Annotated in this window: 12 protein-coding genes, 1 tRNA gene and 1 pseudogene; 3 read left to right on the top strand and 11 right to left on the bottom strand. The window is 67.2% G+C overall.

Annotation, left to right across the window (positions count from 1 at the left end; all coding sequences use genetic code 11):
- Positions 1–3 precede the first annotated feature (3 nt).
- The 10 genes and pseudogenes from FYJ92_RS03205 to FYJ92_RS03165 form a co-directional block, all read right to left on the bottom strand.
- Positions 4–483, bottom strand: a complete 480-nt coding sequence (locus FYJ92_RS03205) for a hypothetical protein (RefSeq protein WP_185262574.1) — start codon at positions 481–483, stop codon at positions 4–6.
- An 8-nt stretch (positions 484–491) separates the two neighbouring features.
- Entirely contained in the window at positions 492–1,169 is a 678-nt protein-coding gene (locus FYJ92_RS03200) for a bacterial proteasome activator family protein (protein ID WP_185262573.1), read from the bottom strand.
- An 82-nt stretch (positions 1,170–1,251) separates the two neighbouring features.
- Positions 1,252–1,443, bottom strand: a complete 192-nt coding sequence (locus FYJ92_RS03195) for a YbdD/YjiX family protein (protein ID WP_185262572.1) — start codon at positions 1,441–1,443, stop codon at positions 1,252–1,254.
- Positions 1,443–3,743: a carbon starvation CstA family protein gene (locus FYJ92_RS03190; protein ID WP_185262571.1), complete on the bottom strand. Its 2,301-nt coding sequence runs from the start codon at positions 3,741–3,743 to the stop codon at positions 1,443–1,445. Before FYJ92_RS03190 ends, FYJ92_RS03195 begins: the two co-directional genes overlap by 1 nt.
- A gap of 216 nt (positions 3,744–3,959) precedes the next feature.
- Positions 3,960–4,244: a DUF1540 domain-containing protein gene (locus FYJ92_RS03185; protein WP_111907293.1), complete on the bottom strand. Its 285-nt coding sequence runs from the start codon at positions 4,242–4,244 to the stop codon at positions 3,960–3,962.
- Between the two features lie 97 nt (positions 4,245–4,341).
- Entirely contained in the window at positions 4,342–5,091 is a 750-nt protein-coding gene (locus tag FYJ92_RS18900; RefSeq protein ID WP_255482279.1) for a hypothetical protein, read from the bottom strand.
- A gap of 216 nt (positions 5,092–5,307) precedes the next feature.
- The gene (locus tag FYJ92_RS18895; RefSeq protein WP_255482278.1) at positions 5,308–6,621 is read right to left on the bottom strand and encodes a hypothetical protein; all 1,314 of its coding nucleotides are present in this window, start codon (positions 6,619–6,621) and stop codon (positions 5,308–5,310) included.
- A 1-nt stretch (position 6,622) separates the two neighbouring features.
- Positions 6,623–7,360: pseudogene (locus tag FYJ92_RS03175) on the bottom strand (ABC transporter ATP-binding protein).
- Positions 7,357–7,968 carry a PadR family transcriptional regulator gene (locus FYJ92_RS03170; protein ID WP_185262570.1) on the bottom strand — a complete coding sequence of 204 codons (612 nt, stop codon included), beginning with the start codon at positions 7,966–7,968 and terminating at the stop codon, positions 7,357–7,359. The pseudogene FYJ92_RS03175 and the gene FYJ92_RS03170 overlap by 4 nt, the downstream one beginning before the upstream one ends.
- Before the next feature lie 120 nt (positions 7,969–8,088).
- The gene (locus tag FYJ92_RS03165; protein ID WP_185262569.1) at positions 8,089–9,072 is read right to left on the bottom strand and encodes an NAD(P)H-quinone oxidoreductase; all 984 of its coding nucleotides are present in this window, start codon (positions 9,070–9,072) and stop codon (positions 8,089–8,091) included.
- Between the two features lie 109 nt (positions 9,073–9,181).
- Here FYJ92_RS03165 and FYJ92_RS03160 point away from each other — a divergent pair.
- Positions 9,182–9,269: transfer RNA gene (locus FYJ92_RS03160), tRNA-Ser, on the top strand.
- A 149-nt stretch (positions 9,270–9,418) separates the two neighbouring features.
- Positions 9,419–10,186: a VOC family protein gene (locus tag FYJ92_RS03155; RefSeq protein ID WP_185262568.1), complete on the top strand. Its 768-nt coding sequence runs from the start codon at positions 9,419–9,421 to the stop codon at positions 10,184–10,186.
- A 31-nt stretch (positions 10,187–10,217) separates the two neighbouring features.
- Here FYJ92_RS03155 and FYJ92_RS03150 read toward each other — a convergent pair whose 3' ends face one another.
- Complete coding sequence (locus tag FYJ92_RS03150) at positions 10,218–12,227, bottom strand: FAD/NAD(P)-binding domain-containing protein (RefSeq protein WP_185263646.1); 2,010 nt, start codon at positions 12,225–12,227, stop codon at positions 10,218–10,220.
- Positions 12,228–12,302: 75 nt separating this feature from the next.
- On the opposite strand from FYJ92_RS03150, the gene FYJ92_RS03145 reads away from it, so the two are divergent.
- Complete coding sequence (locus FYJ92_RS03145; RefSeq protein WP_185262567.1) at positions 12,303–14,558, top strand: prolyl oligopeptidase family protein; 2,256 nt, start codon at positions 12,303–12,305, stop codon at positions 14,556–14,558.
- Positions 14,559–14,638: the final 80 nt, after the last annotated feature.

Here is a 14,638-nt window from a genome sequence, read left to right as displayed (position 1 = left end):
CGGTCAGCCGGAAAGGCTCTCGGGCTGGCCACTGGCGGCGGCATCCTCGGCGAGCCGGCGTTCAGCGTCGGCCACCTGCTCAAACACCGATTCCGCACGCCGGCGCACCGAAGCCGCCCCCACCGGGACGGGACCGACGGCGAGCCGGAGCATAGCGGCAGCCTCGGCGGTGGTGGCCAGCGAATTGCCCGCCTTCGACAGCGACCGGTGTACACCTGCCAAGTCCCCGGGAATGTCCAGGCCTTCGCTGGGCGACCGCCGCTGGGCCTCGACGCAAACAACACGGACGCGTTCCATGAGCCCCGCCAGCTCGTTGGCTACTTCCACGAGTTCTGCGTAAAGCTGTTCGTCTTCGACACCTTCGAGGACCTGGTGATAGCGGTCCAGGCCCCGGTGGAAACGATCATGGGCGCGGCGCCAAAGGCCCTTCCCCAGCTCAGTATCGTCCTTGCGCCCTTGGCGGGCGGCAGAAAAGAATCCCACGCTGGAACCTAGAGGTACTGGCCGGGGCCGTGGTCCGGGTCCTCTGGCTGCCCGGACGGTACCGGACCGGAACGCTGGCCTGCGGCGGCCCGTTGAGGCTCGCCGTTCTCCCCGATAACCACACCAGGGGCGATCATGGTGCCCGGTGGAAGCTGCCTCAGGTGCAACTGCGCGGCGGCCTGCTCCCGTGCCGCGTGCTGAGCCGCGATAGCCGTCTGAATGCCATGGAAGAGGCCCTCCAGCCACCCCACCAGCTGCGCCTGGGCGATCCGAAGCTCGGCGTCGGACGGAGTGGCGTTCTCCGGGAAGGGCAGGCTGATCCGTTCCAGCTCTTCAACAAGTTCCGGCGCCAGGCCGTCCTCCAACTCCTTGATGGAACGCTCGTGGATTTCGGCCAGGCGTTCGCGCGCGGCGTCGTCCAGCGGAGCTGACTTCACCTCCGCCAGGAGCTGGCGGATCATGGTGCCGATCCGCATGACTTTCGCGGGCTCGTCCACGAGGTCCCGCAGGTTGCTGCCTTTGGCCTTGCCGCTTGCCGCCGGGTCGGTACTGACCGGGCCAGGCGCACCGGTGCCGGCGCCGGCTCCCGCCGGGCTGGCCGCGGCAGGCATGGCCGGTTCGCCGTTGTCGAGGGTCCTGCCCTCAACGGGGACATCATCAGGCTGAGTGTCTGTGGGATCGCTCATGCGTTCATACTCTCACGAGCGGGCGACGTGCAGCCCGGTCGATGAAGCCGGCCAGCTGGTGAAGGCTGGCCGGCCGTCAACATCAGCAGCACCGGCCCTGCGGGTTGGAGTCCTGTCGGTCGGTCCGGTCGCGCCAGAACTCGCGTTCGGTCATCGGGGCTTCCGCGTGGCCGGAAGCGTTGTGGTGCTCCAAGTACTTCGTGTAGGCATCGGCGCCCATGATCCCTTTGAAGTACGTGGCGAACCCACGGAAACCACCGGCAAGCGCACCCATCAGTGGTGCCCCGCCTTATCCAGCCGCTGATCGGCCGGCAGCTCGTCCCATTTCGCCATCAGTTCCCGTTCAGACGCCGTCGGGATGAGTCCGGCGGGAGCAAAGACACGGGATGCCCTCGGACGGTCCTCGTTGTCCACCATGGGCATACCTGCCGAGTGGTCGCGGAAGGCCTTGATAGTGGCCAGGATCGCGGCGACGATCACGATCAGGCTGAGCACCACAAACACTATGGACAGGATGCCCTGGATCATTGTGTTGCGTACCACTGCTTCCATGGCTGCCTGGGTCTTGGCGGAGCCGAAGGAGGTCTTGCCGTCGGCCAGCGCCTTGCTGAACGCGGCATTATTGGCGAAGTAGCCCACCGCGGGCGTGGTGGAGAAGATCTTTTGGAAGCTGGCCGTAATGGTCACGACCGCAGCGAACGACAGCGGTACGACGATGATCCACAGGTACTTGAACGACCCCCGCTTGGCCGCGATGGCCATGCACACCGACAGCGCGATGGCTGCGAGCAACTGGTTCGAAATGCCGAACAGCGGCAGGAGCGTGTTGATGCCACCGAGGGGGTCGGTGACGCCCATCATCAGCACGGCGCCCCAGGCCGCCACCATGACCGCGGTAGTGAGCCAAGCGCCGATCCGCCAGGAGTGTTCCTTGAACTTCGGGATGAAGTTGCCGATCGAGTCCTGCAGCATGAACCGCGCAACGCGGGTGCCGGCGTCTACGGCGGTCAGGATGAAGAGTGCCTCGAACATGATGGCGAAGTGGTACCAGAAGGCCATCATGGCAGGTCCGCCAATGAACTGCTGCATGATGTGCGCCAGGCCGACGGCGAGGGTCGGGGCGCCGCCGGAACGGGAGATGATGCTCTGCTCGCCCACGTCCTTCGCGGTCTGCGCCAGCATGTCCGGGGTGAGGTTCACGCCGGAGAGCCCTAGCGAGTTGACCCAAACGGCCGCCGTTTCCACAGTGCCGCCGGTCAGGGCCGCGGGGGCGTTCATCGCGAAGTAGATGCCGCGATCGATCGATAGCGCCGCTACGAGGGCCATGATGGCAACGAAGGACTCCATCAACATGCCGCCGTAACCAATGAACCGGGTCTGGCGTTCCTTTTCGATGAGCTTGGGCGTGGTACCGGAGGCGATGAGTGCGTGGAAGCCGGACAGTGCGCCGCAGGCGATCGTTACGAACAGGAACGGGAAGAGTGCGCCGGAGAAGACCGGCCCGTTGTCCCGGCTGGCGAACTCGCTGAAGGCCGGGACGTTGATTTCCGGGCGCACCACGATGATGGCGACGGCAAGCATACCGATGACGCCGATCTTCATGAAGGTGGAAAGGTAGTCGCGCGGGGCCAGCAGCAGCCACACGGGCAGGATCGCGGCGATGAAGCCGTAGATGATCAGGCCCCAAGCGATGGTGACCTTGTCCAGGTGGAACATCGCGGCGCCCCATTCGGTGCCGGCGACGGCGCCGCCACCGATGATGGCGGCCATCAGCAGCACGAAGCCGATGATGGAGACCTCCATGACTTTGCCAGGACGCAGGTAGCGCAGGTACACGCCCATAAAGAGGGCAATCGGGATGGTCATGCCGACGGAGAAGACACCCCACGGGCTTTCGCCCAGGGCGTTGACCACAACGAGGGCCAGGATTGCAACGATAATGACCATGATGAGCAGCGTGGCAACCAGGGCCGCGGTGCCGCCGATGACGCCGAGTTCCTCGCGGGCCATCTGGCCCAGGGAACGTCCGCCGCGACGCATGGAAAAGAACATCACCAGGTAGTCCTGGACGGCGCCGGCGAAGACGACGCCGAGGATGATCCACATGGTGCCGGGCAGGTACCCCATCTGGGCGGCGATAACCGGGCCGACGAGCGGGCCGGCGCCGGCGATGGCAGCGAAGTGGTGGCCGAACAGCACGTTGCGGTCGGTGCGGACGTAGTCCTTGCCGTCAGCCTTGTATTCCGCGGGCGTGGCACGGCGGTCGTCCGGCTTGGTGATGAGGCGTTCGATCACCTTGGAATAGAAGCGGTAGGCGATCAGATAGGTACAGACCGAGGCAAAGACGAACCAGATCGCGTTGACGGTCTCGCCACGGACGATCGCCAGCATGAACCAGGCGACGCCACCGAGCAGCGCGATGGCCGACCACAGTGCGATCTTGGCCGGGGTCCATTTCCTGTCTTCGGCCTCGCTGACGGCCGCATCCAAGGCCGTTGGCGGAAGCTTTGGATCTGCGGTCAGCGGCCCGCCTCCTTGCGCTGCACTTACCGCTTCGTCAGGCCTGCTGGCCATGTCTCCTCCTTGAGATTCGGTGCTTCGGTGGGTTGCTCAAAGGCACCCTACCAACGCCACACAAACGTGGAAACGGCATTGTGCACGCACCGAGCGCCATTTGCGGTGAACGGCGGGCCGCAGGCGCCGAGCGGCGCAAAAGCCCCCGTCCAGGGTTTCCTGGACGGGGGCTTCAATGTTTGCTCGCACGCGGGAGCTCGCACGCGGCAGCAGTGGCTACGCGTGTGCGTAAGTAAGGCAGTCCGCGTTGTCAGCGCCCGGGCCAACATGGACCTCCGGGGCATTGCACATCAGGTGGTCATTGTGGACGCACTCGGAGCGCTGGCATGCTCCGACATCTGCCAGGACTTTGGGCAGCCCGCCGTGCGTCCCGGTGTCGATGAACGTGGCGCAGCTGGCGTGGTCTTTACTCCCGCCAACCGTGATGGCATGGGCCGTACAGCCTTCATGGTCATTAAAGGAGCAACGGGTAACACTGCAGTCGGCAACATGTGTTGTCATAAGAGGTCCCTCCGTACTTCGGCTGTCCGGGAGGGACAGCATCCTAAGCCCCACGGTAGGCCCGCCGGGCCCAATCAAAAAGACCCAACTGTGTGACCTAATTGCAGGCCCTGTCCACCTCCCGGCGGGACACCGGAAGCCTCGCCCGCGTAAACAGCCAAGCGAGGGCTGCACCGGTGAGCGGCACCGCGATCAGCAGCGCCACGAGCTGGAGCCAGGGCACGACGGCGGTCCGCGCCATCCCGGTTGCGGTCACCAGCAGCACGGCAGGCACTATCCCGGCAACACTTCCCAACATCGTTCCGAGCCCCGCCGTCATCAGTGCCTGCGAACCTGCAAGCGCCTTCCGCAAGCGCGGGGATGCACCCACTCCGGCAAGCGTCACGTGGTCTTTCCGTGAGTCCGCCATGGATAGGCCCGTGGTAATGCCTGCCGCGCTGAGTGTGATCAACGCACCCAGTCCCACGATGGACCAGAGGATCAGCGATGCGTCCCGCTCGGCCCCGCGCTCGACATGCGGGGTCCCGAAGCGGTCCTTGTAAAGACCGGCGAGTGCTGCCGTCATTTTGTCAGCCTGGGTGGCATCGGGGTAGGCGCTGAACTGGACCAGCAGGGCACTGTCATCCACCCGCATGCCGGCCGCCGCGGCAGCTTCCGGGGATACCACTCCGTAGTACGGCACATTAACCGACGGCTCCAGCACGGCCGCGGCCACGTCCGTCCGCGCCGTCTCCTCGTAGCCCTGGAAGGCGCCTGTGGCGGGGTCGGCGCGCGCGGGCTTGCGGACGTCCCGCGCCACCAGCGATGCCTGCCCGTCGCGGACGAACACGGGATTGCTGACTACCATTCCGCCGGCCGCAGAGCCACAACCTTGCCGGTCAGCAGAACCAGGGATGTAACACCAAGTACCGCGCCTCCCAGCAGGAACCAGGCAATGACCGGCGTCCTGGAGGTGAACACGTCGGGGTCTTTTGCTGCTGACGGCGAGCCAGGTGCCGGCCGCGAGGGCCGCGGCGGCCACGCCCAGCAGGGCAGCACCCACCACGGTGGACTTCTTGCCGGCCTAAGCCGGCGACCGCCCCGATTTGAGCGCGCCCAGAACGGCCTGGCGCGCCACCTGCCGCGCCGGGGCCAAGGCAGCCAGCAGGCACGCAGCATAACCCATCACCAGCACCGTCAGCAGCGCGTCCGGATGGAAGCCCGGGAAACGGACCGATCCGTACAGGCGCGCAACGATCACCACCCCGGCGGCCGCGGCCAGCCCCACAGCAGCGCCGGCCGCCACGCCAATGCCGCCGAGCCACAGGCCCGCCGCCATGACCACCGAGCGGATGGTGGGGCTTTCGGCCCCCGTCGCGGCCAGCAGGGCCAGCTCCCGGACCTGCCCCTTGGCGCCCACGGCAAACGCGGCTCCCGCCAGCAGCCCCACTTCCAGCAGTGCCAGTGCGCCCAGCAGCGCCCCGGCCGCGTAGGCGGCGAACGGCAGCGACGCACTGGACGTGGTCCCTGCGCCTTCCGGCCCGCGCTGGTCTGGCGGCGGCGGATCCAGCACCACGGACCTGGACAGAACAGTGACACCCACGGCGTTGGCCTCCAGAACCTGGCTCCAGGTCACCGGTTCGGAACCCACCAGGTAATACATGGTGGCCTTGATGGCCCGCGCGGTGGGCACCGGGCCGGCGGAGGCCGGCTGCTCCGGGGCGCCCACGCTGCCCTGTCCGGGCTTGAGGTAGACGATGGAGTTGCTGTCCGAATAGCCCGCATCGCGGAGCGTTCCGACCGCCACAAACATCCCGGCCGACGTCGCCAGCTCCTCCCCCAGCCCCAGCCCAAACCGCTCCAGCAGCCCGGGCGAGACGAGCATCTCGGCATCAGTTCCGGGGGCCCTGCCGTCCAGCAGGGTGTATTTTCCGGCAAATGCCGGGGACAGGGCATCCACTGCCCGGCCAACTACACGTACGTCCGCCGCACCCGACTCGGCGGTGAGGTCGAGGGTGGATTCTGTGAGCACGTCGTAGCCGGCCGGAATCGCGTCCTGCGGATCGGCTGGCGTGAAGTCCGGGTTGGTGTCCCAGTTGTTTGTGGTGATCTGCAGTTCTTCGACCGGGTCCTGGACCATAACCCCGTTGGCCATGGGCATGGGCCGGAACCGCGCCTGGGTGGCGCCGAGCTGGTATTGCACGCGCTCGGCTGCGGTCTCCTGGGTGCTCTGGACCAGGGCGGCCGCCCCTGCCATTCCGGCCAAGGGGAGCATGATCAGCAGGATGATCAGGAGGGAACGCCCTTTGTGGCGGCGGATATCGCGCCGGGCCATCCGCACGGCGACGAAGAAAGCCTGCCGGCGCCCGCCAGGCGCCGGGTCGAGAGAGAGTGCCACGTCAGTTGCCGGCCTGCGCGAGGAGCATGGCGGGATCGTGCATGGCAGCCGCCTGGTCAACGATCCGGCCATCCCGGAGGAAAACCACCCGGTCAGCCCACGCGGGCATGCCTGGCCTCATGGGTCACCAGCATCACGGCCGCGCCGGCATCCGCACGCCCGCGGAGCACTTCCATCACGCCGTGGCCGGTAGTGGAATCCAGAGCTCCCGTAGGTTCGTCGGCCAGGATCAGCCGGCGGTCGCCCACGATGGCCCGCGCAATGGCCACCCTCTGCTGCTGGCCGCCGGACATCTGGTCCATAAAGCGGTCCGCGAGTTCCGGGATTCCCACTTGCCGCAACGCATCCAACGCCTGGCGTTGCGCCTTCCGGGTGGCCGTCCCGTCCAGTTCCAGCGGCAGCGCCACGTTTTCAGCCGCGGTCAGGGTGGGGACAAGGTTGAAGTCCTGGAAGACGTAGCCGACGGCGCGGCGGCGCAACCGGGCGAGTTCGTTCAGTCCCAGCCCGCCCAGTGGCGTGGACTCCACAAAGACACCGCCCGACGTCGGCCGGTCAAGTCCCCCGGCCAGCGCCAGAAGGGAGGATTCCCGGAACCTGACGGGCCCATCACGGCGACGAACTCGCCGGCGCTGATACTGAGGTCAACCTCGCGCAACGCGGCGACCGCCGTCGCGCCTTCACCGAACGTCCTGCTGACCTTGGCGAGTTCCAGGACCTGCCGCGGCCCCTGGACGCTCATCGGCGGTTGTCCGCGATGAGCGGGGCAGCCTCTTCCACAGTGACCCCGTTGGACGATTTACGTGGTGATGCGTGGCCTGCGGTCTGCGCCTGCTGCAGCATCCGGGCCTCGCAAAGGTCCAGCCAGCGGACCTCCGCTTCCGTCTGGAAGATCAGCGAGTCCAGCACCAGCAGCCAGGCGGTATCCGCCGCCCGCTGGTTGGCGGCCGTGTCGCGGCGGGCCTTGGTGTAGTCCTGCAGCGCCCGGATGGACGCCACCCGCTGGGCCTGGATGATGGCCTGCACATCGACGCCGGGCAGCGTGACTGCGAGCGCCAGTTTGATGGCCAGCTCGTTCCGGGGCGGGTTGTTGCGCTCCACGGGGGCGGCAAACCAGTTCTGCACTTCCGCCTTGCCCGCAGGGGTGATGCTGTAGACGACGTGGCCTTCGCCGTCACTGCCGTCATTGCTGACCAGGCCGTCGCGTTCCAGCCTGTCGAGCGTGGTGTACACCTGCCCGATGTTCAAGGGCCAGGTGGACCCGGTGCGGTTTTCGAACTCAACCCTGAGCTGGTAGCCGTAACGCGGCTGGTCCTGCAGCAGGGCGAGGAGGCTGCGGCGGATGGACATGATGCTCCTAGCGGGGGCGTGAGCGTCGGTATGCACGGACCCCCAAGACCCGTGCATACCGCGTATAGAGTGAGGCTAACCCAATCCGCCACGCAAAGCAATACTCAGTATCTATCCGGACTACATAACCAGCAGGATCTTGCCCACATGGTCGCCGCTATCGAAGTACCGGTGCGCGGCCGCGGCCTGGTCCAGCGGGAAGGTCTTGGCCACCAGCGGGCGGATCCGGCCGTCCGTAATGAGGGGCCACACGGATTCGCGCACCGCGTTCATGATGGCGCCCTTCTCCGCCACCGGGCGCGGCCTCAGTGCCGTGGCCACCACTGCCGCACGCTTGCGCAGGAGCTGGCCAAGATCCAGCTCGCCCTTGGCACCGCCCTGCAGGCCGATGACAATGAGCCGGCCGTAGTCAGCGAGCGCATCAACGTTCTGCGCCAGGTACTTGGCACCGACGACGTCGAGGATCACGTCGGCACCCTTGCCGCCGTTCTGCCGCCGCAGGCTGTCCGGAAAGTCCTCTTCGGTGTAGTTGATGGCGATGTCTGCGCCCAGGAACGCCTTCGCCGTCCCCACCTTTTCCGCTGTTCCTGCGGTGGTGGCCACCCTGGCGCCGAAGGCCTTGGCCATCTGGATGGCCAAGGTGCCGATCCCACCGGTGGCGCCGTGGATCAGGACGGTCTCTCCCGCCTGCAGCTGCGCCGTCATGATCAGGTTGGAGTAGACCGTGGCTGCGACTTCCGGCAGCGACGCAGCGGTGACCACATCAACGCCGTCGGGAATCCGCAGGACCTGCTCCGCCGGCACCGCAACCTGCTCCGCGTAGCCTCCGCCGGACAGCAGAGCCACTACTTTGTCACCCACGGAGAACGCTTTGGTGACGCCCGAACCAAAGCCGGCGATCCGCCCTGAGACTTCCAGCCCGGGGATCTCGGAGGCACCGGGCGGAGGCGGGTAGAAGCCCCGGCGCTGCTGCACGTCCGCGCGGTTCAGGCCGGCGGCGACGACGTCGATCAACACCTCGCCATGCCCGGGGACTGGAGCGTCGACGTCGCGGACTTCCAGCACTTCCGGACCGCCGGGTTCGGCAATGTAGACGGCTTTCATGGAGAACTCCCGTTTTCTAGCTGATTCGTGCCCCAGAACCAGTGTGCACCGGACGCACGGCAGACTCTGTTTTGTTGCAGCCAACTGCCTATGAAACACTACTCGTTAGGGAAGGTTGTCCGAGCGGCCGAAGGAGCTAGTCTTGAAAACTAGTGTGCGGTAACCCCGTACCAAGAGTTCGAATCTCTTACCTTCCGCGAATGGAACCCCGGCCCGCCACATGATGGCGGGCCGGGGCTTCTTCGTTTAACCGGCCCCTGGGCCGGAATGGCGGACCCATCGAAACTGTCGCGGACCGGACATAGGGTCGTTCCTGTTGCCGCCCATCGACAGAAAGAGCCCCACCATGCCTTCACCCGAGATCTCCCCCGGCGCTCCCTGCTGGATCGACCTCATGACATCAGACATCGCCACAGCCCGCCAGTTCTACGGCGAACTCTTCGGCTGGGAATACGAGACCGGAGACGCGGAGAAGTACGGCGGTTACACCACCGCGCGGAAGAACGGCAAGACCGTAGCCGGGCTGATGCAGAAGGATGCGGACCAGGCAGGCATGCCTGATGTCTGGTCCACCTACCTGCGTTCGGACGACGCCGAGGCCACCGCGTCCGCCGTCGCGGCCAACGGCGGCCAGGTCTACATGCCGCCCATGGATGTTCCGGAACAGGGCCGCATGGCCATCTTCGGCGACGCCGCCGGCGCGGCCATCGGTGCGTGGCAGCCGCGCGAGATGAAGGGGTACGAGCTTGTGGCAGAACCCGGCGCTGCCGCGTGGCACGAGCTCCACACCAAGGACTACGACGCCGCCGTGAAGTTCTACCAGGACGTGTTCGGCTGGGACACTGACGTTATGAGCGATACACCGGATTTCCGGTACACCACCCTGGGCGCCGGGGACTCCGCCAGGGCGGGCATCCTGGACGCCTCCGGGTACCTGCCCGCTGACGTTCCGTCCAAGTGGCAGGTCTACTTCAACGTGGAGGATGCGGACGCCTCGATTGAGAAGGCTGTTTCGCTCGGAGCCACCGTCATTGACGGGCCGGAGGATTCTCCGTTCGGCCGCCTCGCCTCGCTGGCCGACCCCACCGGAGCGATGTTCAAGGTCATCGCGTAAGTAAATTCCCTTGAAGAAATAGCGGCAGGCTTCAGCGTCCGAGGATCGCCTGCGCGATTTCGTCGGCGTCGCGAAGGGTCCGCTGCCCGCTGGCGTACGTGGGGCCGCCAGACTGGAGCGCTTCCGCGGCAATGGCCGTGCCCCACTGGGTGGCCGATAACTGCAGGCCCAGCACAAACAAGCCTTCCGTGACCGAGCCGTTGGCCGCCAGCGGCCGGTACGGGTGCGGCGCAACGTCGAGCCCGGTGGCCTGCACCGGCGCGCCTTCCGCCGTCATCATCAGCCGGGGCCGCACCATCCCGTCCGCTAGGAGCTGTTCCAGCAGCGGTGAATCGTTCGCGGACACGCGGTTGGCCGGCGCGAGGGCCTCCACCATGGTCTTCGCCGCCACCGGAGGACCGCTCACCCAGGGTGAGACGGCGGCAAAGCGGCCAGTCCGTCGGTCCACGCTGAACCGGGGATCTGGCCCCACAAAGCTGACCACGCCGGCGCGCGCCAGGGCGGCCAGCTGTTCAGCGCGCAGCGCGGGCGGCCCGCTGGCCAGGCCCTCCACAAACGACTCAAACCAGCCACGCAGGCCGGCCACCCAAGACTCATCGGTGATGCCGCCGTCGGCCACTGCCGTTTTCAGCACCGCGCGCCCGTGATGCAGGGCGCCGATGGCCATCTTCACCGGATCCTCCTCGCCGATGGCGGAGCGGCGGGCGTCATCGAGCAGGTACTCGACGACGGCGGCATCCAGTTCAGCGCGCGATCCGAAGGACCTGCCCGCCAGGGGAGAAGCGAGGCCCGGCAGATCCAGCCGGTGCCGCGGCCCGACGTGCACGGCCAGGACGCTCTCCACCGCGGCCTCCCAGTTGGCGGCGCTGTGGGCATGCGGGCGCAGCGCCTCATCCAGCGCGGCCAGGAACGCGGATGCGTCGGGGACGGCCGCCGGCTGCGAGCGGACCAGGGTGGAGTAGTAGGCCCAGAGTGTGTCGCGGTGCAGAAGGGGCCAGAGATCGTGGTCGAAACCCGGGCGGATCCCGGTGGCCGCGAACCGCTCCAGCGCGGCCTCGGTCAGGTACCGCAGGGTGACCGACGCCGGGTAGTAGCCGGCCAGCGCCGCCTTGGCCCGGTACGGTGTGCCGCGGCGGGAGCCGGCAATGATCCGGGGCTCGTGGCCGGAAGGCTGATAGTCAAGCCGGGTTCCGGCGTCGATGAACTTTCCGCCGCGGCCCTCCGTGAGCTGGCCCATCACGTCGAAAAAGTTCAGCCCCATACCCCGGACCAGAACCGGTTCGCCGGGCGGAACCGCGGCCCAGTCGACGTCCGCCGGGACGGCAGGCGGAAAGTAGCTCAGGCCCAGCTGTGCGGCCGATGCCTGGAGTTCGCGCTGCTCAGGGTTCAGCCGGGACGCAAGGTGCCCCAAGGCCAGCACCACGGAATCGACCGTGAGCGAACCTCCGCCGCCGAGTCCGACATCGAACGTTCCGGTATATGGGATTGCCTCGCCCGGGGTGTCGTCATCTGGAGTGCCATCCCCCGGCGTCCCCGCTGTTCCGTGGTCTGACGGGCGCACCGACACGGCGGTGGTTTCGTGGAAACTGACGGTGACGCCGTCGGGCAGTTTTGCCGTCAACTCGTCCAGCGTGCAGCGCAGGTAGCGGCCGTACAGTGCCCGGCTGGGGAAGTCCCGCGATCCCAACGCAGCCAGTTCGGACCGCTCGTCCAGCGTCAGGGCAGGCATCGGCTCACGCTGCTGGCGGGCTCGCCAGCGGTCGAATGTGGTGCCCGCGACGGGCGGAGCCAGCCGGGGGTCCTCCGGGATAACCGTGGGATAGAAGGACTGGGTGTTCATGAGGTACAGCCGGGACTGGCCGGGCTGCCAGACATGCCCCGGGCCTGCCGGATAAGGGTCGATGACGTCGATATGGAGGGCTGCGGAGCCGGCATGGGCGGCGGAGTGTGCCGCCGCGTGTGCGAGCAGGCGCTCCAGGACACTGGTTCCCCGGGGTCCGGCGCCGATGATGGCTGTCCGGATGCTCTTCGATTTACCCACGGCATCCAGAGTATCGGCATGCGCCTCAGGCACTTGACTTGCCTACGGCGCGAAATTGTTGTTTGGATGGGGCGCATGACCACCACTGCAGCTGATCAAGCGCCCGGTTCATCGCCCGCCCCCGAACCCACCGATGAGAACGTCTGGCTGGAGGAAATCTACGGCGAGGCACCGCTTGCCTGGGTCCGGGAACAGAACGCACGCACCGAGGACCTCCTGGAGGACGCCGATTACGCAGGCCTGGAAGGAAGCATCCTGGAGGTGCTGGACTCCACGGACCGGATCGCCATGGTGGGCAAACGCGGCGAGTGGTACTACAACTTCTGGAAGGACCAGGCGAACCCGAAGGGGCTGTGGCGCCGCACCACCTGGGAAAGCTACCTGACGGACTCCCCCGACTGGGACGTCCTGCTGGATGTGGATGCCCTCGCCGACGCGGAGGGTGAAGAGTGGGTGTTCCACGGTGCCACGTTCCTGCGCCCTGCCGCCGGCGAACCATACCGCCTGGCCCTGCTGGCGCTCTCCCCCGACGGCGGCGACGCCAACCGCTACCGCGAGTTCGACGTCCGGACCCGCACGTTCGTTGACCCTGCCAGCGGCGGTTTTGACCTGCCGACGGCGAAGGGGAACGTCTCGTGGCTGGACGCGGACACACTGCTGGTCGCCTCCACGGCCGGGAACCTGCCGCGGACCGCCTCCTCCTACGCCCGGACCGCCGTCACCCTGCGGCGAGGCGAAACCCTCTCCGCGGCTGCCCGGCTTTTTGAGGTGCCGGACGGCCACATGATGGCTGTGGTGGCGCATGATTCCACTCCCGGTTTCGAGCGCACGTTCGCCGTGGACTACATCGATTTCTACAACCGCAGCACGTTTATCCGCTGGGACGACGCCTGGCTGGAGATTGACGCGCCGACAGACGTTAACCTCAGCGCGCACCGCGAGTGGCTCCTGTTCCGGCCGCAGCAGGACTGGTCCCTGGACGGCACGACGTACCCCGCCGGTTCCTTGTTGGCCGCGAAGTTCGAGGACTACCTTGCCGGCTCACGGGAGCTCTTGGTGCTTTTTGCCCCGGATGCGCACACGTCGCTGCAGTCGTGGAGCTGGACCCGGAATTTCCTGCTGTTGAACCTGTTGCGGGACGTCTCGTCCGAAATCCGGGTGCTGGATCCCTCCGCGCCGGGCGCAGCGTCCGACGGCGGCGCGACCAGCGGGGGCGCCTGGGCTTCCTCGTTGCTGGACGCCTGCCCGCCGCTGCACGACGTCAACGCCTACGCGGTGGATGACGAAGACGAAGGACCGGCCGACGGCGGTGCCGGCGACGACTTCTGGCTGGTCGCCACCGGCTTCACCACCCCCAGCACACTGATGCGCGGAACGCTGGAGCGCGCTGGTTCCGGCAGCACTGGTGAGGTGAGCGCTGATGAGGTGAGCACTGGCGTGGTGAGCCATCATGCGGAAGTGAAGGCGTCGCCGTCGTTCTTTGACGACCACCAATACGAGGTGCAGCAGCACTTCGCCGTGTCCGCGGACGGCACCCGGGTCCCCTACTTCCAGGTGGCTTCGCGGGACCTGGTCCTGGACGGGCAGAACCCCACACAGCTCTCCGGCTACGGCGGCTTCGAAGTCTCCCGGACCCCTGCGTACAGCGGAACAGTCGGCCGTGCTTGGCTGGAACGCCGGACCGCCACCTCTGGCGTGCCCGGCGAGGCAGCGCACTCCCGCGGCGGCGTCTACGTGGTGGCCAACATCCGCGGCGGCGGCGAATACGGGCCCTCATGGCACCGGGCCGCGCTCAAGGAAAACCGGCACCGCGCCTTCGAGGACTTTGCCGCCGTGGCGCAGCACCTCGTCCACCGTGGCGTCACCTCCCGGGAGCGGCTTGGCTGCGTGGGCGGGTCCAACGGCGGGCTGCTGGTGGGCAACATGCTCACGACTTACCCGGAGCTTTTCGGAGCCGTCTCCTGCGGCGTTCCGCTGCTGGACATGAGGCGCTACACGAGGCTCTCCGCCGGGCACTCCTGGATCGCCGAATACGGCGACCCGGACGTGGCGGCGGAATGGGAGTACATCAAGGCCTTCTCGCCGTACCACCTGCTCAGGGACGGTGTGGAGTACCCCGAAACATTCATCTGGACAGCCACGTCGGATGACAGGGTGGGACCGGTCCAGGCCCGCAAGATGGCTGCCCGGATGCAGGCGATGGGCATCCCGAATGTCTGGTTCCACGAGGCGCTGGAAGGCGGCCACGCCGGGGCGTCGGACAACCGGCAGGCCGCCGCTCTGCAGGCCCGCAGCCAGCACTTCCTGTGGCGGACGCTGGCAGGCGGATGAGCGTAGCGGCCTGCGTGGACGTCCGGCGGGCCAGACCGGCTGATGCCGTCCAACTGGCCGAAGTCCACACCCAGTGCTGG

The sequence above is a fragment of the Pseudarthrobacter sp. NBSH8 genome, assembly GCF_014217545.1.
In the GTDB taxonomy this organism is placed as follows: Bacteria; Actinomycetota; Actinomycetes; order Actinomycetales; family Micrococcaceae; genus Arthrobacter.
Note: the sequence above shows the minus strand (reverse complement) of the source record. Positions and strands in the feature narration are given on the sequence as shown.